Source organism: Actinacidiphila acididurans, assembly GCF_016918855.1.
Lineage (GTDB): Bacteria > Actinomycetota > Actinomycetes > Streptomycetales > Streptomycetaceae > Actinacidiphila > Actinacidiphila acididurans.
The window spans coordinates 170,375-193,391 of record NZ_JADKYB010000018.1; the positions used below are offsets into that span (position 1 = coordinate 170,375).

A 23,017-nucleotide genomic window follows, 5' to 3' on the forward strand; every position below is an offset into this window, starting at 1 on the left:
GCATGGCTGCCACCCATGTCCTTTTCGTCGAGGACGACGACGTGATCCGCGAGGCCACCACCCTCGCGCTGGAACGCGACGGCTTCCAGGTCACGGCCGCCCCCGACGGGCTGACCGGACTGGACGCCTTCCGCACCAAGCAACCCGACCTCGCCCTGCTGGACGTCATGGTCCCCGGCCTGGACGGGGTGAGCCTGTGCCGGCGGATACGCGACGAGTCGACCGTGCCGGTGATCATGCTCTCCGCGCGGGCCGACTCCATCGACATCGTGCTCGGCCTGGAGGCCGGCGCCGACGACTACGTGACCAAACCGTTCGACACCGCCGTCCTGGTCGCCCGCATCCGGGCCGTACTGCGCCGCTTCCGTGTCTCCTCGGCCGCCGGCGACGGTGACGACAGCACCCCGCTGTCCTTCGGCGACATCGAGATCGATCCCGAGGGCATGGAGGTCACCCGCGACGGGGAACGGCTCGCACTGACCCCCACCGAGATGCGGCTGCTGCTGGAGTTCGCCGCCGCCCCCGGCACGGTGCTCTCCCGGGACCGCCTGCTGGAGCGGGTCTGGGACTACGAGTGGGGCGGCGACACCCGCGTGGTGGACGTCCACGTCCAGCGGCTGCGGGCCAAGATCGGCCAGGACCGGATCGAGACCGTGCGCGGTTTCGGGTACAAGCTGCGGGCCTGACGTGCACCCCTTCTTCCGCAGCGGCCTGCGCTGGAAGCTCAGCGCGGCCATCGCCGTCGTCTCGTGCTTGGTGGCCCTCGCGCTCAGCCTGGTCGTGCACAACGCGGCCAAGGTCAGCATGATCAACAGCACCCGGGACGTGCAGGACGAGCGCGTGCAGTCCGCGCTGCGGATCTACGAGACCACCGGCCGGCTGGCCTTCCTGGCCGAGATGGACGACCCCTCGCTGCCCAAGGAGCTCAAGGCGTACGCCGCCAAGGGCCAGCGCGCCACCTACGTGCAGGACACCCGGCACGCGCCCGAGGTCTGGGCCGAGACCCCGGCCGGCGGCGGCCACGTGCTGTCCCTGCGCAGCCCCTTCACCGACCGCTACTCGGTGCTGGACGACCTCGACCAGGCGCTGGTGGCCGGGTCGCTCGCGGTGGTGGTCGGCGGCACCGCGATCGGCGTGCTCATCGGCGGCCGCATGTCGCGGCGGCTGCGCAAAGCGGCGACCGCCGCACGCAAGGTCGCCGACGGCGACAACCAGGTACGGGTGCGCGAGGCGATCGGCGGCCGCCGGGTGCGCGACGAGACCGACGAGCTGGCCCGCGCGGTCGACGCCATGGCCGACGCGCTCCAGCTCCGCCTGGAGGCCGAGCGCCGCGTCACCGCGGACATCGCGCACGAGCTGCGCACGCCGGTCACCGGGCTGGTCACCGCGGCCGAGCTGCTGCCGCCCGGCCGCCCTTCGGAGCTGGTACGGGACCGCGTGCACGCCCTGCGCACCCTCGTCGAGGACGTCCTCGAGGTCGCCCGGCTGGACGGCGCCGCCGAGCACCCCGAGCTCACCGAGGTCGCCCTCGGCGAATTCGTCCGCCGCCGCGTCGCCACCCTCGCCCCCGACGCCAAGGTCGCCGTCGAGGAGGAAGCGGTCGTCCAGACCGACCCGCGCCGCCTCGAACGCATCCTCGGCAACCTCCTCGCCAACGCCGCCCGCCACGGCCGCGCCCCCATCGAAGTCGTCGTCGACGGCCCCTACGTCCGCGTCCGCGACCACGGCCCCGGCTTCCCCCCCGACCTCCTCCGCGAAGGCCCCTCCCGCTTCCGCACCGGCTCCTCCGACCGCTCCGGCAGCGGCCACGGCCTCGGCCTCACCATCGCCACCGGCCAAGCCCGCGTCCTGGGGGCCCGCCTCACCTTCCGGAACGCCGTTCCGGAAGAAGGTGGCGGTGCCGTGGCTCAGCTTCTCCTTCCGCGCTGAGCGCTTCAGGCTTGGGCTTGAACGGGGTCCCGTTCTCCCGCTGCGGTTCGCTTTTCCCGGCTTGGGCTTGCGAGAGGCGCGGTTCTTGTTCTGCGGTGCGCTTTTTCGGGCTCGGGGTTTTTGCGGCTTCCAGCTCGTGGGGTTCTGTTCTTTGCCGACTGCCGGTCGGTCGTGGCTTGTCGCGCAGTTCCCCGCGCCCCTGAGGGTGCCGCCTTCCGCCGGGGGCAGGGCGCGCCCCGAAGGGGCGCGGGGAACTGCGCGAGCAACCCAAAAACATCCGCACCCGGCCGGCGGCCGGAACCCGCCGAGCTGGAAGCCGTAAAAAAGCCCAAGCCGGGGAAAGGGCGCCGTTGACGGGGGGACCCGAAAACGGGAGCGGGCCCTAAAGGGGCAACCTGTAGAAGCCGTCAGCGAGAGGTTCGACCAGGCCGTCCTCGACCAAACCGTCAAGCGCGCGGGCGCGCTGGAGGGAGTCGGCCCAGACCGCGTCGAGGGAAGACTGGGGTACGGGCCCGGGCGAAGCCCGGAGGACGGCGAGGAGACGTCCGCGGGCTTGACGATCCGTGCCGGCATAGGTTTGGCCGCGACGCGGCGGCCCGTCGTGGGCGGGAGCGCCGGCCAGCCGCCAGGCGCACCGCCGGGCGACGGGACAGGTCCCGCACTGGGGCGAGCGGGCGGTGCACAGCAGAGCGCCCAGCTCCATCGTGGCGGCGGCCCACCGCGCGGCGGTGGGGTCGTCCGGGGGGAGAAGGGCCGTGGCGGTGCGCCGCTCGGCGGCGGTGGTCGCGTTGGGCGGGTACTGGACCCCGGTGACCAGACGGGCGAAGACCCGCCGGACGTTGGTGTCGAGAACCACGTGCCGCCGCCCGTACGCGAAGGACGCCACCGCGGCGGCGGTGTACTCGCCGACCCCGGGCAGCGCCAGCAACTCCGCGTGGTCGTGCGGCACTTCCCCGCCGTGCTGCTGCGCTATGGCGGTGGCGGCGGCGTGCAGCCGCAGCGCCCGGCGCGGGTAGCCGAGCCGGCCCCAGGCGCGGACCGCCTCGCCGGCCGGTTCGGCGGCCAGGTCGGCCGGGCGCGGCCAGCGGGCCAGCCACTGCGCGTGCACCGGCAGCACCCGGCTGACCGGCGTCTGCTGGAGCATGAACTCGCTGACCATCACCGACCAGGCCCCGGCGTCGGGGCGCCGCCACGGCAGGTCCCGGGCGTGCGCGTCGAACCAGTCGATGACCAGGCCGTGCAGCTCCGGCGTGGCGTCGGCCGCGCCACCCGCGGCCCGTACGGCGGGCACGCCGGACGCGACAGAAGCGGCGGACACAGCGGACGCGGCAACCGCAGACGCAGCAGCGGGCACGGGCGAAGCAGCAGGCACGGAATCGGCCGGGCGTGAACTCATGACATCTCCGATCCTCGCACACCACCCGCACCACCTCCGTGCGCGCGTCAACGTAACGATTTGGCACGGGTAAACGTGATGATCCGCAAAGACCGGCCCTGGAGCGGCGGGTGTTGCGCCGGAGCGTGGGTGATCTCCCATAGAGTGCGTCTGTGGGCTCTCTGCGCAATCCCGTAGGACCTCTGCCCTCCACGATCTACTGGCGGCGGCGGGTCATTCTGGCCTGCCTGTGTGCGCTGGTGGTCGCCGTCGTCGCCTGGGTGGTGGCGTCCGGCGGGGGCGGTGGGAAGGGCAAGGGCCGTAGTGCGCCCGCGGGTTCGCACACCCCGGTCGCCTCGATCACCCCGGGGCCCGACCCCAGCGGCACCCACATCAGCGGCCGGCCCGGCGGCCGGGACACCGCGCCGCCCGCCTCGGGTTCCTCCGACGGCGGTACGGGCGACGGCAGTTCGGGCGGCAGCACGCCGAGCGCGGGCGACACCCCGGCCGACGGCGGTACGACGGGAACGGCCTCCGACGCGGGCGCGACCGCGGGCCAGGCCGGTGGATCGGCCGGCGGATCCGGCGGCTCCGGCACGGCCGGCGGCGGTACGGGCGGCTCCGGCGGCACGGCCGGTCTGCCGCCCAACCCGGCCCCGCTGGCGGCGAGTTCGACCCTGCCGGACTGCGCCCCTGGCTCGGTCCAGGTCACCCTGAGCAGCGTCAGCAACTCCTACTCGCCCGGCGACGTACCGGCGTTCCAGCTCAAGGCCGTCAACTCCGGTTCGGTGAGCTGCCGGATCGACGTCGGCCCGCGGTCGGCGGTGCTCACCGTGACCGCCACCGACAACCACCACGTGTGGGCGACGAACGACTGCCCGGCCACCGGTTCGTACCCGATCGAGGTCCCGGCCGGCTCCTCCGCCACCTACACCGTGCGGTGGAACGAGAAGACCTCTTCGCCGCAGTGCGCCGCCCCCAAGGGGCAGTCGGCGCCCGCCGGCACGTACCTCGTGCAGTCCGAGCTGGCCGGCTACCCGGCCCGCCAGGTCTCGTTCGTCCTGTCCGCGGACTGAGCGTCGCGACTGAGCAGTCCCACCGACGACGTCACCCGCAGGGCGTACGGCCGGCCGGCCGTACGCCCTACACGTACCGTTCGAGGATCGAGGACTCCGCCAGCCGGGACAGGCCCTCGCGGACCGAGCGGGCGCGGGCCTCGCCGACGCCGTCCACGGTCTGGAGGTCGTCCACGCTGGCCGCGAGCAGCTTCTGCAGGCCGCCGAAGTGGTCGACCAGGCGCTCGATGACGGTGTTGGGCAGCCGCGGCACCTTGGCCAGCAGCCGGTAACCGCGCGGGGAGACCGCCGAGTCCAGCGACTCGGGGGAGCCGGTGTAGCCCAGCGCCCGCGCCACGGTGGTGAGTTCGATCAGCTCGCTCTGCGGCAGCGCGTCGAGTTCGGCCAGCGCCTCGGGGACGGTACGGCTGCGCTTGGCGGTCGGCTCGGGCACGTAGTCCCGCGCGACCAGTTCGCGTTCCGGCTCCACACCGGCGATCAGCTCGTCGAGCTGGAGCGACAGCAGCCGGCCGTCGGTGCCCAGCTCCACCACGTACTCGGCGATCTCGGTGGCGATCCGGCGGACCATCTCCAGCCGCTGGGCGACGGCGGTGACGTCGCGGACCGTCACCAGGTCCTCGATCTCCAGCGCGGACAGGGTGCCGGCCACCTCGTCCAGTCGCAGCTTGTAGCGCTCCAGGGTGGCCAGTGCCTGGTTGGCGCGGGAGAGGATGGCCGCGGAGTCCTCCAGGACCCGGCGCTGGCCGTCCACGTACAGCGCGATCACCCGCATCGACTGGCTGACCGAGATCACCGGGAACGGGACCTGCTGGCTGACCCGGTCGGCGGTGCGGTGCCGGGTGCCGGTCTCCTCGGTGGGGATGGCCGGGTCGGGCACGAGCTGCACGCCGGCCCGCAGGATCTTGGTGATGTCCTTGTCGAGGATCAGGGCGCCGTCGAGCTTGCACAGCTCGCGCAGCCGGGTCGCGGTGAACTCCACGTCCAGCACGAAGCCGCCGGTGCACAGCGCTTCCACGGCCTTGTCCATGCCGAGCACGATCAGGCCGCCGGTGTTGCCCCGGACGATCCGCTCCAGGCCGTCGCGCAGGGAGGTCCCGGGGGCCGCCGCGCTCAGCGCGGCGCGCATCAGCCCGCCGTCGGCGCCGGCGCCGTCCGCCAGGGCCTTGGGCCGCGGAGGTGCGTCCCCCGAAGCCTTCGGCCTGGGAGGCGCCCCCGGCCCGGACCGGCCGGCGGAGTCCCCCGCTGCCCTTCGGGCCGGGGCGGTGCCGCCGGCCCGGTCGTTGGCTGCCACTTAGCAATCCTCCGGTCGCTACGGATGCCTGAAGCCCGGCGGGCGCGCTCCGGCGCGCTTTCGGTGCACGTCGGCGCGCCTCGGCGCACGCCGTCGCGCGGCGCTGCCCGCCGGGCCAGAGGCGAGACCAGGGCAAAGTTTACGTCGTCCCCGGCCGGCCGGGCGGGGAAGACTCCGCCCCGGCCGGGCCCCTGACCTGCCGATCAGCCTCCGGACCTGCTGCTTCCCTGCTCCTTCTGTCGTGGTGCGCGGCCCGGCAGGGCGCGCAGGGCGTCCCCTATGTCCGATACCTCGATCACCTTCATGCCTGCCGGGATCCGGCCCGGGTCCGGCGGCACCAGGGCGTGGGTGAAGCCGAGCCGGTGCGCCTCGGACAGCCGCCGCTGCACGCCGGTGACCCGGCGCACCTCCCCGGCCAGGCCGACCTCGCCGATGGCCACCAGGTTCTTCGGCAGCGGGGTGTCGATGGCGGCGCTGGCCAGCGCGAGGGCGACGGCCAGGTCGGCGGCGGGCTCGGTGAGCTTCACCCCGCCGACGGTCGCGGTGTAGATGTCCTGCTTGCCGATGGACCGGATCCGGCCGCGCTGCTCGAGCACCGCGAGCATCATCGACACCCGGGAGTTCTCCAGGCCGGAGGTGGTGCGGCGCGGCGAGGGGATCTGGGTGTCCACGGTCAGCGCCTGCACCTCGGCGACCAGCGGGCGGCGGCCCTCCAGGGTCACGGTCAGGCAGGTGCCCGGCACCGGCTCGTCGCGCCGGGTCAGGAACAGCCCGGAGGGGTCGGCGAGGCCGGTGATGCCCTCGTCGTGCAGCTCGAAGCAGCCCACCTCGTCGGTCGCCCCGTACCGGTTCTTCACTCCGCGGATCAGCCGCAGCCGGGCGTGCCGGTCGCCCTCGAAGCTGAGCACCACGTCGACCAGGTGCTCCAGCAGCCGCGGGCCGGCGATCGCGCCGTCCTTGGTGACGTGGCCGACCAGCAGAGTGGACATGCCGCGTTCCTTGGAGGCGCGGATCACGGCGCCGGCCACCTCGCGGACCTGGGCCATGCCGCCGGGGGCGCCGTCGATCTCCGGGGAGGCGACGGTCTGCACCGAGTCCAGGATCAGCAGCGACGGCTTCACGTCGTCGAGGTGGCCGAGGACCGCGGACAGGTCGGTCTCGGCGGCCAGGTAGAGGTGGTCGGCGAGGGCGCCGATGCGGTCGGCGCGCAGCCGCACCTGGGAGGCGGACTCCTCGGCCGTCACGTACAGCGTCGGGTGCCGCTCGCCGGACGCCTTGGCGGCCACGTCCAGCAGCAGCGTGGACTTACCGACGCCGGGCTCGCCGGCCAGCAGTACGACGGCGCCGGGGATCAGGCCGCCGCCGAGCACCCGGTCCAGTTCGGGCACGCCTGTGGAGCGGGCGGTGGCCTGCTTGCCGTCGACCTGGCCGATCGGGCGGGCCGCCGCGGAGACCCGGCCGGGGGCGGTGGTGCGCGCGGCGGGCGCCGCGCCGTACTCCTCGATCGTGCCCCAGGACTGGCACTCGCCGCACCGGCCGAGCCACTTGACGGTGGTCCACCCGCACTCGGTGCAGCGGTAGGAGGGGCGGTCCTTGGAGGCGGGTTTGCGGGCAGCCATGCCGTTCACCGTAGCGGGCGGGTCCGACAAGCGGGCCGGTACGGGGTGGACGGCCGTGACCTTACGGGGTGGCGGGGCGCCCCGGCCGTCAACCGCGGGTGCTCCGGGGGCGCTTCGGGGGGCGCGGGGCGCGGGTTCGAGCGCACGCGCGCGTATTCACTCGTACGAAGGGATGTCCTGTCCGGATTTGCCACTGATCGTCACCCGTACGGGTCAATGGCGGCCCGGAGTACGGGTCCAGGGGCGCCGCGCGGCCTACCGTCGCTCCGGTGACGAGCAGGCAGCAGAGCCCCACCACGACCGGCGCCGGGCGCGTTGTGAGCACCGGCGCGCACCGCAGGCACCGGGCGCCCGCGGGCCGGGACCGCGACCGGGAGCGTGACCCGGACCGCGGCCAGCACCGGGACCGCGGCGGGGAGCGCGGCCGGGACCGGGAGCCGGTGCGGCGGCCGCGCGGCACGCTGCCCATGCAGCCGCCCGCGCACTACGAGCCGTATCTGGACGGCCTGTTCACGTACTGCCTGGGCGTGCTGCGCGAGCACGACGCCGCGGCTTCGGGGCTCGGCGAGGTGCTCGCGCTCGCCGAACGCCAGCGGGCCCGGCTGCGCGAGACCGCGCTGCGGCGGCCGTGGCTGTACGCGCTGGCCCGCTGGGTGTGCCTGCGCCGGCTCGCGGCCGGCCCCGCGCCCTCGCCCTGCCGGGCCGCGCCCGCGGTCGCCGCGGCCCGGCAGGCCGAACTGGCCGCGCTGGCCTGGCCGGAGGCGGCCGGCACCAGCCCCGGCCAGCGCGAGGCGCTGGAACTCGCGGTCCGCCATCAGCTCTCCGCGGCGGGCGTCGCACTCGTGCTCGGCCTGGAGGCCGAGCCGGTACGGACGCTGCTGGCGCGGGCCGCCTGCGAGGTGGAGCGGACCCGTACGGCGCTGGCCGTCGCGGAGTGCCGGGCGTGCCCCGGGATCGTACGGTTCGCCGGGGCGGGCCGGGCGCCGCTCGGGACGGCGCTGCGGGCGGAGTTGGTGCGGCACGTGGACGAGTGCGAGGAGTGCCGGTGCACGGCGGAGCGGGTGGTGGCCGCGGGGCCCTGGCCGGGCGGGCCGGGCGCCGCCGGCGCGGTGCTGGCGCTCGCCGAGGCGCCGCGCTCGGCGGTCTACGCGGCGATGCTCGACGCCATGGAGGGCGGCGCGGGGCGCAGCCGGGAGGGCACGCCCCGCTTCGACCGGCGCGGCTTTCCGCTGGACCTGCGGGAGCGGGCGGCGCGGCGGGCGCAGTTGCGGCACCGGGCGGTGACCACCACCGTGGTCGCCGCGGTGGTGGCCGCGCCCGTGCTCGCCGTCTGGGCCGCGTGCCGGGCGGAGACCGCGGGAGATGCGGCGCCCTCGTCCGGCGGGGGGCGGACGTCGGCGCCCGATGAGGTGGGCGGGCTGCCGTACGAGAAGGCGGACAGCGTACGGCCCTCCCCGCCGCGACTCGGCGGTGCGCCCGCGCCTTCCGCCGCGCCCTCTGCCTCGCCCCCGCCCGGGCGGGCCGCCACCGGCGTGTCCGTCTCCCCGGCCGCGCCGCCGACCGACGGCCCCGGCGGCAGCGCCGGCTACCTCGCCGTGACCGCCCGTTCCCGGTCCGCCTCGGTCACCGCCGTCACCCTCACCGCCTCCGGCGCCCCCGTCCACTGGACGGCCACCCCCTCCGCCTACTGGCTGCGGCTGTCCGCCACCGCCGGCACCCTTCGCCCCGGCGAATCCGTCACCATCACGGTCACCGCAGACCCCGCCCTCGCCCCCTCCGGCCCCTGGACCGCCACGGTCACCCTCTCCCCGGGCGCGGCCACGGTCACCCTCCACGGCTTCACGCACCCGTCTCCCACGTCCACCCCGCCCCCGTCCCCTTCTCCCACGGCCACGGCTTCCCCTTCGGCCACCCCGCCCCCGACGTCCCCTTCGCCCACCGCCTCGCCTTCTCCGACCTCGACGTAGGCCCCCCCACCTGTGCGGATGCGATGTCGTCCGCGGGTCTTCCCGTGGGGGTTCCCCGCCGTCGGCGGCTGCCGGTGCGTGGGCGGGTGCTACCCCTCCGGGTCCGCCGGATGGGGCGCGACCAGGGGCAGGCTCGAGGCCAGGCGGGACTCGCAGAAGGTGGTGAGGCGGGCGTAGGCGGCCGGGCCCATCAGTTCGGTGAGTTCCGCGCGGTAGGAGAGGTAGAGGGGGTCGCCGGAGGCGTGGGCGGAGGTGGCGGAGGTGCACCACCAGTGGAGGTCGTGGCCGCCGGGGCCCCAGCCGCGGCGGTCGTACTCGCCGATGGAGACGACCAGGACGCGCGTGTCGTCGGGGCGGTCGACCCAGTCGAAGGTGCGGCGGATCGGGAGCTGCCAGCAGACGTCCGGCTTGGTCTCCAGGGGCTCGCGGCCCTCCCGCAGGGCCAGCGCGTGCAGCGCGCAGCCGGCGCCGCCGGGGAAGCCGGGCCGGTTCGCGAAGATGCACGCCCCGTCGACCACGCGCGTCTGCCGCTCGCCGTCCTCGTTCTCCTCCGCCCAGTACCCGTCCGCACCGGTGCCGAGCGGGTGGAACTGCCAGGTCTCCGGCGTGAGCCGGGCCACGTGCCGGGCCACCCGCTTCTCGTCGTCGTCGTCCGAGAAGTGCGCCCCCAGCGAGCAGCACCCGTCGTCCGCCCGGCCCGCCACGATCCCCTGGCAGCCCCTGCCGAAAATGCACGCCCAGCGCGAGGTGAGCCACGTCAGGTCGCACCGGAAGACCTGCTCCTCGTCCGCGGGGTCGGCGAACTCCACCCACGCCCGCGGGAAATCCAGCTCCGCTTCGTCGCGCGCCGGCCCGGCGGTCCCGCCCGTACCGCTCGTCTCCGCCGTACCGTCCGTACCTTGCCTGTCGCCCCTGCGGGCCCTCGCCTTCGCCACGCCGCCAAGCGTAAGACCGGAATGCGCGGAATGCGGTCACCCGGCCGCGCGGCAGGGTCCCGGTCCGCGCTAGCGTCGTCGCATGCGACTCGGAGTGCTCGACGTGGGTTCCAATACTGTCCACCTGCTGGTGGTGGACGCGCACCCGGGCGCCCGCCCGTTGCCCGCGTACTCGCACAAGGCCGATCTGCGGCTGGCCGAACTCCTCGACCGCGACGGCTCGATCCACCGCGACGGGGTGGACCGGCTGGTCGCCACCGTCCAGGACGCGCTGCGGGTCGCCGAGGACAAGGGCGCCGAGGACGTGCTGCCGTTCGCCACCTCCGCGATCCGCGAGGCCACCAACGGCGAGGCGGTGCTCGATCGCGTCGAGCGCGAGACGGGCGTACGCCTGACCGTGCTGTCCGGCGAGGACGAGTCCCGGCTGACCTTCCTCGCGGTACGCCGCTGGTTCGGCTGGTCCGCGGGCCGGCTCCTGGTGCTGGACATCGGCGGCGGCTCCCTGGAGATCGGCTTCGGCATGGACGAGTACCCCGACGCGGCGGTGTCGCTGCCGCTGGGCGCCGGGCGGCTCACCGGCGGCTGGCTGCCCGGCGATCCGCCCGGCACCTCGGACGTACGGGCCCTGCGCCGCCACGTACGGGCCGAAATCGCCCGTACCGTCGCCGACTTCGCCCGGTTCGGCCGGCCCGACCTGACCGTCGGCACGTCCAAGACGTTCCGCCAGCTGGCCCGGATCGCCGGCGCCGCGCGCAGCGCCGAGGGGCTCTACGTGCAGCGGACCCTGCGGCGCGGCGCCCTCGAGGAGTGGGTGCCGCGGCTGGCCGCGATGAGTGCCGGGCAGCGCAGTGCGCTGCCCGGCGTCTCCACCGGTCGCGCGCCTCAACTGCTGGCCGGCGCCCTCGTCGCCGAGGGGGCGATGGATCTGTTCGAGGTCGACGAGCTCGACATCTGTCCCTGGGCGCTGCGGGAAGGGGTGATCCTGCGGAAGCTCGATGTCATGGCGACCGAGCCCGATCATGTGGTGCGACCTGGTGAGGATCCCGGGTCCGAGGTCGCGGTGGCCCGCGTCCGGGAGTAGCACGCTTTTCGTGCGGCTCGCCGGTCCGTGGCTGCCCTCGATCGCCGGGCGGGCTCCGGAAGCGCTCAGGCAGGACGTGGCCAGTCGTGCGGCTCCGTCCGGTCCGCTGCCCTCAATCGCCGGGCGGGCTCATTTTTTGCTGGGCTTCTTCCGTGGACATTCGCCCTGCTTCGTCCGTGGCTCATTTGTGCATCCTGGAGGCCATGCCCGGGGGTGAGGCATCGCACAGGTGGTCGTTGGGGGCGGCCCATCGGGGGTGGGCCGCCGTACGCTGAGTGCGTGGCCGAACCCGGGGAGCACGTGGAGCCCGGCGTCGCGCGGGAGGCGCGGAGCCGGGCCGGTCGTGTCGTACGGGTGCCGGACGCGAAGGTGGCGCTGAGCACGGCGTCGGCGTATCCGGAGTCGACGGCGACGGCGTTCGAGATCGCGGCGCGGCTCGGCTACGACGGGGTCGAGGTGATGGTGTGGACCGACCCGGTCAGCCAGGACGTGGACGCGTTGCGCAGGCTGTCCGACTACCACGGGATCCCGGTGCTGGCCGTGCACGCGCCGTGCCTGCTGATCACGCAGCGGGTGTGGTCCACCGACCCGTGGGTGAAGCTCCAGCGGGCCCGGCTCGCGGCCGAGCGGCTGGGCGCCTCGACCGTGGTCGTGCACCCGCCCTTCCGCTGGCAGCGCGGCTACGCCAAGGACTTCGTACGCGGGGTGTGGCGGATGGCCGACGAGACCGACGTACGGTTCGCGGTCGAGAACATGTACCCCTGGCGCTACCGGGACCGGGAAATGCTCGCCTACGCCCCCGACTGGGACGTCGCGGACGGCGACTACCGGCACTTCACCCTGGACCTGTCGCACGCCGCGACCTCCCGCAGCGCCACCCTGGAGATGCTGGACCGGATGGGCGAGCGCCTGGCGCACGTGCACCTGGCCGACGGCAGCGGCTCGGCCAGGGACGAGCACCTGGTGCCGGGCCGCGGCACCCAGCCGTGCGGCGAACTCCTGGAGTCGCTGGCCGCCCGCGGTTTCGACGGCCATGTGGTGGTGGAGGTCAACACGCGGCGTGCCATGTCGTCCGCCGAGCGCGAGGGCGACCTCGCCGAGGCGCTGGCCTTCACCCGCCTGCACCTGGCCGCGGCCGCGCAGGTGGGCGGCTGACCGCCTGCACTGTACGGGAAGCCCTACGGGAAGCCGTACGGACACGCGAAGACTTGACATTCCGGGATACGGACGGGACGTCCGGATCCTGGGCCGCGGGGCGTACGCTCGGGTACACCTCGTGCGAGTGAAGTGAACCCGAGGCACCCAAAGGGACCAAAAAGGGAGTGGACACCGTGCCCGAGCTGAGGTCACGTACGGTCACCCACGGCCGCAACATGGCGGGCGCCCGCGCCCTCATGCGCGCCTCCGGCGTCGCCGACTCCGACATCGGCAAACCGGTCATCGCGGTCGCCAACAGCTTCACGGAGTTCGTACCGGGCCACACCCACCTCCAGCCGGTCGGCCGGATCGTCTCCGAGGCGATCAAGGCGGCCGGCGCGGTGCCGCGCGAGTTCAACACCATCGCGGTGGACGACGGCATCGCCATGGGCCACGGCGGCATGCTCTACTCCCTGCCGTCCCGCGACCTGATCGCGGACTCGGTGGAGTACATGGTCGAGGCGCACTGCGCCGACGCCCTGGTGTGCATCTCCAACTGCGACAAGATCACCCCGGGCATGCTGATGGCCGCGCTGCGGCTGAACATCCCGACGGTCTTCGTCTCCGGCGGCCCGATGGAGGCCGGCCGCGCCACCCTGGTCGACGGCACGGTCCGCAAGCTGGACCTGATCAACGCGATCTCGGACGCGGTCAACGAGAACGTCTCCAACGAGGACATGCTCCGCATCGAGGAGAACGCCTGCCCGACCTGCGGCTCCTGCTCGGGCATGTTCACCGCCAACTCGATGAACTGCCTGACCGAGGCGATGGGCCTGTCGCTGCCCGGCAACGGCTCGGTGCTGGCCACCCACACCGCCCGCCGCGCGCTGTACGAGAAGGCCGGCACCACCGTGGTCGAGCTGACCAAGCGCTACTACGAGCAGGACGACGCGACCGTGCTGCCGCGCGCGATCGCCACCCCGGCGGCGTTCGAGAACGCCATGGCGCTGGACATCGCCATGGGTGGCTCCACCAACACGATCCTGCACCTGCTGGCCGCAGCCCAGGAGGCCGAGCTCGACTACGGGCTGACCGACATCGACGCCGTCTCCCGCCGGGTGCCGTGCCTGGCCAAGGTGGCGCCGAACGTGGCGCCCACCGGCACGTACTACATGGAGGACGTGCATCGGGCCGGCGGCATCCCGGCGATCCTCGGCGAGCTGTACCGGGCCGGGCTGCTCAACGAGGACGTGCGCACCGTGCACTCTCCGTCGGTCAAGCAGTGGCTGGGCACCTGGGACCTGCGCGGCGGCTCGCCGTCCGAGGAGGCCGTCGAGCTGTGGCACGCCGCGCCCGGCTGCCGCCGCAGCGCCGAGGCGTTCTCGCAGTCCGAGCGGTGGGACAGCCTGGACAGCGACGCGGCCACCGGCTGCATCCGCGACGTGGAGCACGCGTACTCCAAGGACGGCGGCCTCGCGGTGCTGCGCGGCAACCTCGCCGAGGACGGCGCGGTGGTCAAGACCGCGGGTGTGGACGAGTCGATCTGGACCTTCGAGGGCCCGGCGGTGGTCTGCGAGTCGCAGGAGGAGGCCGTCGACAAGATCCTCCGCAAGGAGGTCAAGCCCGGAGACGTGGTGGTCATCCGCTACGAGGGTCCGCGCGGCGGCCCGGGCATGCAGGAGATGCTCTACCCGACGTCCTTCCTGAAGGGCCGCGGCCTGGGCAAGGTGTGCGCCCTGGTCACCGATGGCCGCTTCTCCGGCGGCACCTCGGGCCTGTCCATCGGCCACGCCTCCCCCGAGGCGGCCTCCGGCGGCACGATTGCCCTGGTCGAGGACGGCGACCGGATCCGCATCGACATCCCGGGCCGCACCATGGACCTCCTCGTCCCCGACGACGTCCTCGCCACCCGCCGCGCCGCCCTCGGCGGCGTCTACGCCCCCAAGTCCCGCGACCGCAAGGTCTCCGCCTCCCTGCGCGCCTACGCGGCCATGGCCACCAGCGCGGACAAGGGCGCGGTCCGCGACGTGTCCCGCCTCCAGGGCTGAGCTTCGGTTTTTTCCACGGTGGGGCGCCCCGCGTTCGCGCGCGGGGCGCCCCCGCTGCTGTGCAAACTGTGCGGCGGCGGTCCCGGAGAGCTCAGGGGGGCTCAGAGGGCGATGACCCGGACGCGGTCGCCGCACAGCCGCCCGATGTCGTCGGCGTCGGAGGTGAGGACGGCGACGGGGCCCGGCTGGCGCAGCGCGGTCTCGGCCACGGTGGCGTCGATCGCGTACTTGTGACCGTGCAGGCCAGCTTCCTTGAGCAGCCGGGCGGCCGCTTTCGCCGACTGCTCGGTGACCGGCTCCACCTTCACCCGGGACAGCGCCCAGTGCAGGCGAGGCAGGTTCACCCGGGAGTGGCTGACCTCCACGATCGTGTTGGCGCCGATCACCAGGTCCGTCCCCATGTCGTGGAAGACCTGGAACATGGCCAGCACCGCCCGGTCCTGCGCGATCCAGGCGGACAGCCCTTCGCTGTCCAGGACGACCGTCTCGATGTGCTGCCCGCTCACGCGGCGCTCGCGCCGCCCTCGTTCCCGGCGTTCCCGGCGTTCCCGGCGTTCCCGAAGATCCGCCCGCGCGCCCGCTCCATCTCCTCCTCGCTGAACGCGCCGTGCTCCTCGGCGTGCGCCCGCAGATCGGCCCCGAGCAACTGATGCCTGATCTGCCGCGCCACCGCCTCGGCCACATACCCGGACACGTTGTCCGTGAGCTTCTTCAGCTCCGCCACCTGCTCCGTGGGCAAGGTCACCGTGATCCGCGTCGTATCGGCCATAGGGCGAGCATACTGCAGTATGCTCGCCGCGGCGGCGCGACCTCCGACCGAGGCGCCCACCGGTCACCCCCTCTTCACTTTCGCCCCCTTCTGTCACCGTCCTGCATCAGCCCCGTACGGCCGATTCCGCGGGGGCGGGGTGGGGGCGATGGTGGTGGGGGAGAGCGCGGGGGACGCGCGGACAGGGGGGCGGAGGCGTGGAGTTCACGATCGCGAGACGGGTGGGGCGGCGGGCGCGGGGGATGCTGGCGGGTGGGGGCGCCGGGGTGGTCGGGGCGGTGGGGTGGCTGGTGGCGGCGGGCGGGCACAAGCCGGGGGGCCCGCTGACCGCGCTGGGGCTGGCCGTGGCGGTGCTGGTGGTGGGGATACGGGAACGGGCCCGGCTGAAGAAGCCGTTCCACCTGATGGTGGACGACTTCGGGATCACGCTGCACGACGCCGAACTGAGCTGGGAGCAGATCGCGGCCGTCGCCCTGCACCATCCGCCGCAGTCCGGGGACGAGGACGACGACCCGGTCCCGCCGCGGCTGGTGGTGTGGCCGGCGCCCGGGGTGACCCTGCCGCGCCGCCCGGACCGTACGTTCGACGGCCGTCGGCGCTACACCCTGGTCGACACCGGCGACCTCGACCAGGGCACGGCCGCGCTCGGCGCCGCGCTCGCGCAGTACGGGGGCGCTCGTTACGAGACCGCGCCGCGCTCACTGCGGCCGCCGACTCCGGTCACCGTGTCCGGCCCGGAACACCGGGTGCCCGGCGCGGAGCGGGTGTTCACCGCGCACTCCCCGGCCCTCGGCCCCGCCGCCCTGGCGCTGCTCGCCCTGTCCGCGACCCTCGTCCTGCCGCTGGTGGACCTGCTGCTCACCCGCCGGATGCCCGTCCCCGCTCAACTGCTGGGCGTGTGGTTCCTGGGCACCGCGTTCACCTGGTGGGCCACCGCTCGCACGATACGGCACTGGCGGCGCCCGCTGCGGCTGCGCATCGGCCCGGCCGGCATCGCGGTCCGCGACACCTCGGCCCCCGCCGACTTCCGCATCCCCTGGCCCGACATCGCCGCCGTCACCGTCGGCCCGGCCCCCAACGCCACCGACACCCGCCCCTGGCTCACCGTCTGGCCCCTGCCCGGCACGCCCCTCGACCGCGGCCGCACCCACCTCGTCGACGGCCACCAGGCCTACGCCCTGATCCGCCTCGACCGCCTCCCCGGCGGCGCCCCCGCCGTCCTCCCCACCCTCCACACCTTCGCCGGCGAACGCCTCACCGCCACCCCCACCGACCTCCCGGCCTGACCGCCCCTCCCGGCTGCCGGGCCCGGCGCCCCGTCACAACCGGTCGATCTCCGTCAGGTCGATCCCGATGCCGTACGGCACCTCCACCTTCAGCGCGTCCCGGTGAATCCCGGTCAGTACGTACGACGTCGCCTTCGCGCCCTGGTCCAGTTCGTACACGTACACCACCGGGTGGTGGGACTCCGCGGCCTGCTCGACCCGCCAGAAGTGCGGGATGCCCGCGGCGGCGTACTTGTGCGGCTTGGTGTCCCGGTCCCGCTCCTCGGAATCCGGCGAGACCACCTCGACCGCCAGCACCACGTCCTTCGCCTCGTACCGCGTCTGGTTCTGGTCCGCGTCCGCCTCCGCGGTGACCACCACCAGGTCGGGCTCCGGCACATTCCGCGGCCCCAGCACCACGGCCATCTCCCGGCGCACCCGGTAGTGCTCGGGCACGCTGCTGCGCAGCCCCGTCTCCAGCAAATACATCGCCACAGTGTGGAACTTCCGCTGCGGGCTCACGAAGACCAGGCTCCCGTCGATCAGTTGCGTGTGCGGCGGGAGGCTCAGCGTGTAGAGATCGTCAAGGGTGTAACCGCCCTCCGGCGGAATCGGCCACGGGGCCCCGTCGGGCTGCGCGGGCTCCGCCGCCTGAGTGTCCGGCTCGGCCTCGGCGATCATGGTTCCTCCCATGGACGGGATTCTGTCCGGTGTGTCCAGACTACCCACGGCCTATGCCGCCGCTACCACCCGTAAGGGTGACCCCTGGGCCCGCACGGGCTCGCCCTCCTCGGCGGCGCCCCGCAGGACCCGGCGTCGGGAAACTGACGGTACGTCAGGGCGGCGGCGGGCCCAGGCCCGATTCGTAGGCCAGGATGACGAGATGGACCCGGTCGCGGGCGGCGAGCTTGGTGAACAGGCGGGCGACGTGGGCCTTGGCGGTGGCCGCCGAGATGAAGAGGCGCTCGGCGATCTCGGCGTTGGACAGGCCGCGGGCGACCAGGGCGAGGACCTCGCGTTCCCGGTCGGTGACCGTGGGCGGAAGGGGGCGGTGCGGGGTCGGGGCGCGCGGCGCCGGGTCCGCGGCGGCGAAGTCGGCGATCAGGCGGCGGGTGACCGCGGGCGCGATCAGGGCGTCGCCCGCGGCCACCACCCGGATCGCGGCCAGGATGTCCTCCACGGCCATGTCCTTGACCACGAACCCGCTCGCCCCCGCGCGCAGCGCCCCGTACACGTACGGGTCGTCGTCGAAGGTGGTGAGCACCAGCACCCGGGTGCGGCCGCCGGCCGCCGTGATCTCCCGGGTGGCCTCGATGCCGTCCATGCCGGGCATCCGGATGTCCATCACCACCACGTCGGGCCGCACCCGCGCCACCAGCCGCACCGCCTCCGCACCGGTGCCCGCCTCCCCGGCCACCTCCATCCCCGGCTCGTCCCCGATCAGCACCCGCAGCCCGGCCCGCACCAGCGGCTGGTCGTCGGCGAGCGCGACCCGTATCACCGGCTGCTCGGCCCCCACGGTGGTCATCCGCCGGCCCCCAGCGGAAGCACCGCCGCCACCCGGAACCCGCCCTCCGGGTGCGGCCCCGCAGCGAACTCCCCGCGCAACAGCGCCACCCGCTCCCGCATCCCCGCGATCCCGTACCCCTGCACGGGCGGCGCACCGCCCACCACGCCCCGGCCCCGGTCGCGGACCTCCACGGTGAGCGCGGCGGCCCCGTAATCGACGGTCACCGCGCACTCCGCGGTCCCGGCGTGCCGTACGACATTCGTCAGCGACTCCTGCACGATACGGAAGGCCGCCAGCTCCACGTCCGGCGGCAGCGGCCGCGGCTCGCCCTCCCGGCGCACCCGCACCCGTACCCCCGCGTCCCCGGTGGACGAGGCGAGCCGGTCCAGGTCCGCGAGCCCAGGTGTCGGCGCGAGCGGTACGGATCCCGCCGCCGGACCGGCGCCCTCCGTACCGGGCGGCCGGCGCAGCGCCCCCAGCGTGCGGCGCAGCCCCGCCAGCGTCTCCCGGCTGGTCGCCTCGATCGTGGCCAGCGCCGCCCGGGCCTCGGCGGGCCGGGTGTCGATCACGCGGCGGCCCATCCCGGCCTGGATGGCGATCACCCCTACGCTGTGCGCGATCACGTCGTGCAGTTCGCGGGCGATCCGCAGCCGCTCCGCGATGACCGCCTGCTCGGCGGCCCGGGCCCGCAGCGCCTCCGCGTGCAGCCGGTTCTGCCGGATCGAGTCCCCGATCAGCCAGGCGATCACCGCGCTCAGCCCGACCAGCGCGGCCGTGCTCGGCGCGGCCGACAGCCACAGCGGCAACCTGGTGGTGGTGTACCCGGCGACGGCCAGCAACGACATCACGGTCACCGAGACCCGGCGCGGCCAGGTCGCCGCGATCCAGCACACGGCCACCGCCACCGGCACGAACTCCAGCAGCGGCACCCCCAGCACCCGCAGCGCGGCCGTCGCCACCACCGTGACCGCCGGCAGCAGCGCCGGCGCCGACACCGGCCGGTGCCGTGCCATCGCCGAGGCCCCCACCGCGGCCGCCGCCATGACGAAGAACAGGACGAAACCCCCGCCCCCGAACCAGACCGGCCCGCCCGGCATCGGCCCGGGCCCGCGCGGCACCAGCAACGGAAACGCCATCGCCGCACACCACAGCAGCGTCAGCCACACCCCCGGCGACGCCCTCCTCGGCAGCGGCAGCAGCAGCGGCGGTGGCCCGCCCGGGGACTCCATCCGCGACTCCACCCGCGCGGACCGCGGCACACGCGCCAGAAGCGACATGCCCGGATCGTAACCAGCAGGTCACCGGCCCGGCATCGGCCCGCGGGAGTACACCGCCGGGCCACCGCCCCCGCGCCGCCTGTGACTCCCTGCCCGATGCCGCTCCCGCCCGAGCCGCGCCACGGTGTGCGGGTGATCGACATCCAACTGGCCGCACTACGGCCCCATGATCAGGGCCGACTTCGTCCCCGACTGGGCACTGCGCGACGCCTTCACCCAGATCGGCGCCATGATGCTGCTGCTCGGCGCCGGCAGCGTCGGCGGCATGGCACTGTCCGGGGAGTACGGCACCGGGCTGCCCTCGTCCCGGGGTGAGGGAAGGGTCAGGGTCATCCCCTATGGCGTTCTTGGGGCGCCCGGGAGGACCGTTGCGGTATGAGGCGTTCATCCCGTGAAATGAGTGTGTCGGGCGCGGAGAAGCGGCAGTTGGCCGTGGCATCGGCGACCCTCGGTCCCTGGCGGCCGGCAGCGGTCGTGGGAGCGCTGGGCGGAGGCGTCTCTCTCGCCCTCCACCTGGTCCACGGCCACTTCGGCCTCGGCATCCTCGCCGGCGCCGCCTCCGTCGCCGCCCTCCTCTTCTACGCCGTCGGCGGCTCCGGCGCCGTCCTCGGCTACTCCGGCCGAAGCTCCAACCGTGACCGCCGCATCCGCCGCTGGGCCCGCACCCACCCCTGGCAGGTCGCCGCCGTCCCTGCCGCCCTCATGTTCTTCACCGACCTCCTCATCCGCCAAGTCCTCACCTCCCAAGGCCTCTTCAGCACCCTCTGGACCTCCCTCTGGCACGCCGCCGTCGTCACCGCCATCGTCGGCACCGTGGGCGCAGTCAGCGCCGCCCGCCGCTGAATGTGCGGCTACCGCCGCACGGCCGCCACCAGCGGATGCAGGGCACCTCCCAGGTGCGCGGCGCTGTCTTTGACGTGCGGGCGGCGCCGCGTGGGCGCGACGGGCGGAAGGCGGCCCCCTCAGGGGCGCGAGGCTGTATTCAATCTGCGGCTGGCGCCGCGTGGGCGCGATGGGTGGAAGGCGGCCCCTCAGGGGCGCGAGGAACTGCGCGAGAAACCACAGCGCACGCGGCACCCGGCAACGCAACCGCACCCCCCGAGCTGGAAGCCGCCCCGGCGGAATACGGCACCGAATCTCAGGGGCACGAGGCTGTATTCAATCTGCGGCTGGCGCCGCGTGGGCGCGACAGATGGAAGCCGGCCCCTCAGGGGCGCGGGGAACTGCGCGAGAAACCACAACGCACCGTCACCCGGCAAAGCAACAGAACCCCCCCCGAGCTGGAAGCCGCCCCACCCACAAACAACGCACCCTCGGCAACGCAACAGAACCCCCCGAGCTGAACCCCGCCAAAGCCCAAGCCGGGGAAACCCCACCCCCAAGGGTGGAAGGATGACCCCATGGACGTAAGCCAAAAGATCGCTGTCCTGGGCACAGGCAAAATCGGCGAAGCCCTCCTCTCGGGCATGATCCGCGCCGGCTGGTCCCCCGCCGACCTCCTGGTGACCGCCCGCCGCGCGGACCGCGCGGCGGACCTGCGGGACCGCTACGGCGTGGAGGCCGTGGGCAACCCGGACGCGGCCAAATCCGCGGACACCCTGATCCTCGCGGTGAAGCCGCAGGACATGGGCGCGCTGCTGGACGAGCTGGCCCCGCACGTGGCAGCCGACCGCCTGGTGATCAGCGCGGCCGCGGGCATCCCGACCGCGTGGTTCGAGGAGCGGCTGGCCGAGGGCACCCCGGTGGTGCGGGTGATGCCCAACACGCCCGTCCTGGTCGACGAGGGCATGTCCGTGATCTCGGCCGGCCGCCACGCGGGCGAGGAGCACCTGGCCCGTACGGAGGCGATCTTCCAGCCGGTCGGCAAGACCCTGCGCGTCCCGGAGAAGCAGCAGGACGCCGCGACCGCGCTGTCCGGCTCGGGCCCGGCGTACTTCTACTACCTGGTCGAGGCCATGACGGACGCGGGCATCCTGCTCGGCCTGCCCCGCGCCCAGGCGCACGACCTGATCGTGCAGTCCGCGATCGGCGCCGCGGTGATGCTGCGCGACAGCGGCGAGCACCCGGTCAGGCTCCGCGAGGCCGTCACCTCCCCGGCCGGCACCACGATCAACGCCATCCGCGAGCTGGAGAAGCACGGCGTACGCGCCGCCCTGCTCGACGCCTTGGAGGCCGCCCGCGACCGCAGCCGTGAGCTGGCCTCCGGCGCCTAGCGGGAGCAGCCGGCCGTACGACCGGATGTCGCGCTCACTGCGGCGGCAGCAGCCCGATCGCCCGGTAGGCCGCGTCCACGGTCGGCCGGGCGAGGGCGCGCGCCCGGGCCGCGCCCTCGTGCAGCACCTCCTCCAGATAGCCGGCGTCGGCCGCCAGCTCGGCGTGCCGGGCCTGGAGCGGCCGCAACAGCTCGACCACGGCCTCCGCGGTGTCCCGCTTGAGCACACCCGCGCCTTCGTACGACTCGGCGAGCGCCGCCGGCTCCTTGCCGGTACAGGCCGACAGGATCTCCAGCAGGTTCGCCACGCCGGGCCGGCCCTCGGGGTCGTACGACACCCCGGGCTCGCTGTCGGTGACCGCGCGCATGATCTTCCGGGTGATCGCCTCGGGCTCGTCGAGCAGGTAAACGATCCCGGCGGTCGCGTCGTGCGACTTGCCCATCTTCGCGGCCGGGTCCTGAAGGTCCATCACCCGCGCCGCCACTGCCGGCGGCGTGGCCCGCGGCACCACGAACGTGGCGCCGTACTTCTGGTTGAAGCGAACGGCCAGGTCCCGGGTCAGCTCCACGTGCTGGGTCTGGTCGTCCCCGACCGGCACCTCGTCCGCGCGGTACGCCAGGATGTCCGCCGCCATCAGCGCCGGGTACGTCAGCAGCGACAGCCGTACGCTCTGCCCGGACCGCCGGGCCCGCTCGGACTTCTCCTTGTACTGGATCATGCGCCGCATCTCGCCGTCGGTCGCCACGCACTCCAGCAGGTACGACAGCCGCGCGTGCTCGTCCACATGGCTCTGCACGAACACGGTGCACAGCCGCGGGTCCAGCCCGGCGGCCAGCAGCAGGCTCGCCGCCTGCCGGCTCAGCCGACGCACCCGCGCCGGATCGTGCTCGACGGTCAGCGCGTGCAGGTCCACCACGCAGAAAAGCGCCTCTGCCCTGTGCTGGTCCTCCGCCACCCACCGCCGGACCGCGCCCAGGTAGTTCCCCAGGGTCAGATGCCCGGTCGGTTTGATCCCGCTGAAGATCCGCGTCATGACGCCGTTCACTCCTCGTCCCGTAAGCGACTGCTGCGTGGGACCACCGCCGACCGACGGCCTGTGGAGAGACGAGAACGGCCGCCGGAGGCGGCGGCCGTGGATGCGTACGTAACCCGGGGCCGCCCTAGGCGGCCCACCACTGGCTTCGGCACGTACGCGTCATCATGGTGCTCAGAGTAACCCGCGGGCGGCCGTACCGGCACGGGTTGACACGGGGCAGGTCGATGCGTAAAGTTCTTCGGGTTGTCCGACGTGAGCGCCGACTTCGGTCGGTCCCCGGACGACCATCCCGGAACACCACTCGTAAGGCCCGGAAGGGTCATGGCTGTGCTGTGCACGGCTGTGCGCATTCGCGGTCGGCCTGTGTTGTTTTTGGGATTGGGTGTGGCGGATCGGAAAGCGGTCGATTTGGTTCGGACGCTGGAGGTCGGCTAAAGTCTCACTCGTCGGAACGGCCGAAGGGCCGGAAAGACAAGCCCCGCTGACTGG

Annotated in this window: 21 protein-coding genes; 11 read left to right on the forward strand and 10 right to left on the reverse strand. The window is 73.9% G+C overall.

Features of this window, described 5'->3' with window-relative positions; genetic code table 11:
* The first annotated feature begins 2 nt into the window (after positions 1-2).
* Both cseB and ITX44_RS29270 read left to right on the forward strand, forming a co-directional pair.
* Positions 3-686, forward strand: coding sequence for a two-component system response regulator CseB (cseB, locus tag ITX44_RS29265; protein ID WP_205360702.1), 684 nt, complete (start codon positions 3-5; stop codon positions 684-686).
* A gap of 1 nt (position 687) precedes the next feature.
* Positions 688-1,929, forward strand: coding sequence for an ATP-binding protein (locus ITX44_RS29270; RefSeq protein WP_205360704.1), 1,242 nt, complete (start codon positions 688-690; stop codon positions 1,927-1,929).
* A gap of 382 nt (positions 1,930-2,311) precedes the next feature.
* On the opposite strand, the gene ITX44_RS29275 is transcribed toward ITX44_RS29270, so the two are convergent.
* The gene (locus ITX44_RS29275) at positions 2,312-3,325 is read right to left on the reverse strand and encodes an iron-sulfur binding domain-containing protein (RefSeq protein ID WP_205360706.1); all 1,014 of its coding nucleotides are present in this window, start codon (positions 3,323-3,325) and stop codon (positions 2,312-2,314) included.
* A gap of 152 nt (positions 3,326-3,477) precedes the next feature.
* Between ITX44_RS29275 and ITX44_RS29280 the strand changes: the two genes are divergently transcribed.
* Positions 3,478-4,380 (forward strand): hypothetical protein, encoded by a 903-nt coding sequence (locus ITX44_RS29280; RefSeq protein ID WP_205360708.1) that lies wholly within the window; start codon positions 3,478-3,480, stop codon positions 4,378-4,380.
* A gap of 67 nt (positions 4,381-4,447) precedes the next feature.
* On the opposite strand, the gene disA is transcribed toward ITX44_RS29280, so the two are convergent.
* Positions 4,448-5,506: a DNA integrity scanning diadenylate cyclase DisA gene (disA, locus tag ITX44_RS29285; RefSeq protein WP_205360771.1), complete on the reverse strand. Its 1,059-nt coding sequence runs from the start codon at positions 5,504-5,506 to the stop codon at positions 4,448-4,450.
* A gap of 368 nt (positions 5,507-5,874) precedes the next feature.
* Positions 5,875-7,290: a DNA repair protein RadA gene (radA, locus tag ITX44_RS29290; protein ID WP_205360709.1), complete on the reverse strand. Its 1,416-nt coding sequence runs from the start codon at positions 7,288-7,290 to the stop codon at positions 5,875-5,877.
* 269 nt (positions 7,291-7,559) lie between these two features.
* On the opposite strand from radA, the gene ITX44_RS42840 reads away from it, so the two are divergent.
* The gene (locus ITX44_RS42840; RefSeq protein ID WP_205360712.1) at positions 7,560-9,257 is read left to right on the forward strand and encodes a BACON domain-containing protein; all 1,698 of its coding nucleotides are present in this window, start codon (positions 7,560-7,562) and stop codon (positions 9,255-9,257) included.
* A gap of 89 nt (positions 9,258-9,346) precedes the next feature.
* On the opposite strand, the gene ITX44_RS29300 is transcribed toward ITX44_RS42840, so the two are convergent.
* Entirely contained in the window at positions 9,347-10,087 is a 741-nt protein-coding gene (locus ITX44_RS29300) for a DUF3109 family protein (protein WP_205360773.1), read from the reverse strand.
* A 187-nt stretch (positions 10,088-10,274) separates the two neighbouring features.
* Between ITX44_RS29300 and ITX44_RS29305 the strand changes: the two genes are divergently transcribed.
* The 3 genes from ITX44_RS29305 to ilvD all read left to right on the forward strand — a co-directional run bounded on the left by ITX44_RS29305 (position 10,275) and on the right by ilvD (position 14,458).
* Positions 10,275-11,273 carry a Ppx/GppA family phosphatase gene (locus ITX44_RS29305; protein ID WP_205360714.1) on the forward strand — a complete coding sequence of 333 codons (999 nt, stop codon included), beginning with the start codon at positions 10,275-10,277 and terminating at the stop codon, positions 11,271-11,273.
* A gap of 300 nt (positions 11,274-11,573) precedes the next feature.
* Positions 11,574-12,428 (forward strand): sugar phosphate isomerase/epimerase family protein, encoded by an 855-nt coding sequence (locus tag ITX44_RS29310; protein WP_205360775.1) that lies wholly within the window; start codon positions 11,574-11,576, stop codon positions 12,426-12,428.
* Positions 12,429-12,604: 176 nt separating this feature from the next.
* Positions 12,605-14,458: a dihydroxy-acid dehydratase gene (ilvD, locus tag ITX44_RS29315; protein WP_205360716.1), complete on the forward strand. Its 1,854-nt coding sequence runs from the start codon at positions 12,605-12,607 to the stop codon at positions 14,456-14,458.
* Positions 14,459-14,559: 101 nt separating this feature from the next.
* On the opposite strand, the gene ITX44_RS29320 is transcribed toward ilvD, so the two are convergent.
* Both ITX44_RS29320 and ITX44_RS29325 read right to left on the reverse strand, forming a co-directional pair.
* Entirely contained in the window at positions 14,560-14,964 is a 405-nt protein-coding gene (locus tag ITX44_RS29320; protein ID WP_205360717.1) for a DNA-binding protein, read from the reverse strand.
* Positions 14,961-15,227, reverse strand: coding sequence for a hypothetical protein (locus tag ITX44_RS29325; RefSeq protein ID WP_205360718.1), 267 nt, complete (start codon positions 15,225-15,227; stop codon positions 14,961-14,963). Before ITX44_RS29325 ends, ITX44_RS29320 begins: the two co-directional genes overlap by 4 nt.
* Positions 15,228-15,424: 197 nt before the next feature.
* Here ITX44_RS29325 and ITX44_RS29330 point away from each other — a divergent pair, with 197 nt between their 5' ends.
* A complete protein-coding gene (locus ITX44_RS29330; RefSeq protein WP_205360719.1) occupies positions 15,425-16,513 on the forward strand; it encodes a hypothetical protein in 1,089 nt (362 codons plus the stop codon).
* A gap of 33 nt (positions 16,514-16,546) precedes the next feature.
* Here ITX44_RS29330 and ITX44_RS29335 read toward each other — a convergent pair whose 3' ends face one another.
* The 3 genes from ITX44_RS29335 to ITX44_RS29345 all read right to left on the reverse strand — a co-directional run bounded on the left by ITX44_RS29335 (position 16,547) and on the right by ITX44_RS29345 (position 19,279).
* On the reverse strand, positions 16,547-17,185 hold the full coding sequence (locus ITX44_RS29335) for a Uma2 family endonuclease (protein ID WP_205360720.1): 639 nt from the start codon (positions 17,183-17,185) through the stop codon (positions 16,547-16,549).
* A gap of 142 nt (positions 17,186-17,327) precedes the next feature.
* Complete coding sequence (locus ITX44_RS29340) at positions 17,328-18,020, reverse strand: response regulator transcription factor (protein WP_205360721.1); 693 nt, start codon at positions 18,018-18,020, stop codon at positions 17,328-17,330.
* The gene (locus tag ITX44_RS29345) at positions 18,017-19,279 is read right to left on the reverse strand and encodes a sensor histidine kinase (protein ID WP_236061906.1); all 1,263 of its coding nucleotides are present in this window, start codon (positions 19,277-19,279) and stop codon (positions 18,017-18,019) included. The genes ITX44_RS29340 and ITX44_RS29345 overlap by 4 nt, the downstream gene beginning before the upstream one ends.
* Positions 19,280-19,445: 166 nt before the next feature.
* On the opposite strand from ITX44_RS29345, the gene ITX44_RS29350 reads away from it, so the two are divergent.
* The 3 genes from ITX44_RS29350 (at position 19,446) to proC (ending at position 21,492) form a co-directional block, all read left to right on the forward strand.
* Positions 19,446-19,658, forward strand: a complete 213-nt coding sequence (locus tag ITX44_RS29350; protein WP_205360722.1) for a hypothetical protein — start codon at positions 19,446-19,448, stop codon at positions 19,656-19,658.
* On the forward strand, positions 19,655-20,122 hold the full coding sequence (locus ITX44_RS29355) for a hypothetical protein (RefSeq protein ID WP_205360723.1): 468 nt from the start codon (positions 19,655-19,657) through the stop codon (positions 20,120-20,122). Before ITX44_RS29350 ends, ITX44_RS29355 begins: the two co-directional genes overlap by 4 nt.
* A 557-nt stretch (positions 20,123-20,679) precedes the next feature.
* Positions 20,680-21,492, forward strand: a complete 813-nt coding sequence (gene proC / locus ITX44_RS29360; protein ID WP_205360731.1) for a pyrroline-5-carboxylate reductase — start codon at positions 20,680-20,682, stop codon at positions 21,490-21,492.
* A 34-nt stretch (positions 21,493-21,526) separates the two neighbouring features.
* Here proC and trpS read toward each other — a convergent pair whose 3' ends face one another.
* Complete coding sequence (gene trpS / locus ITX44_RS29365) at positions 21,527-22,525, reverse strand: tryptophan--tRNA ligase (protein WP_205360733.1); 999 nt, start codon at positions 22,523-22,525, stop codon at positions 21,527-21,529.
* Positions 22,526-23,017: the final 492 nt, after the last annotated feature.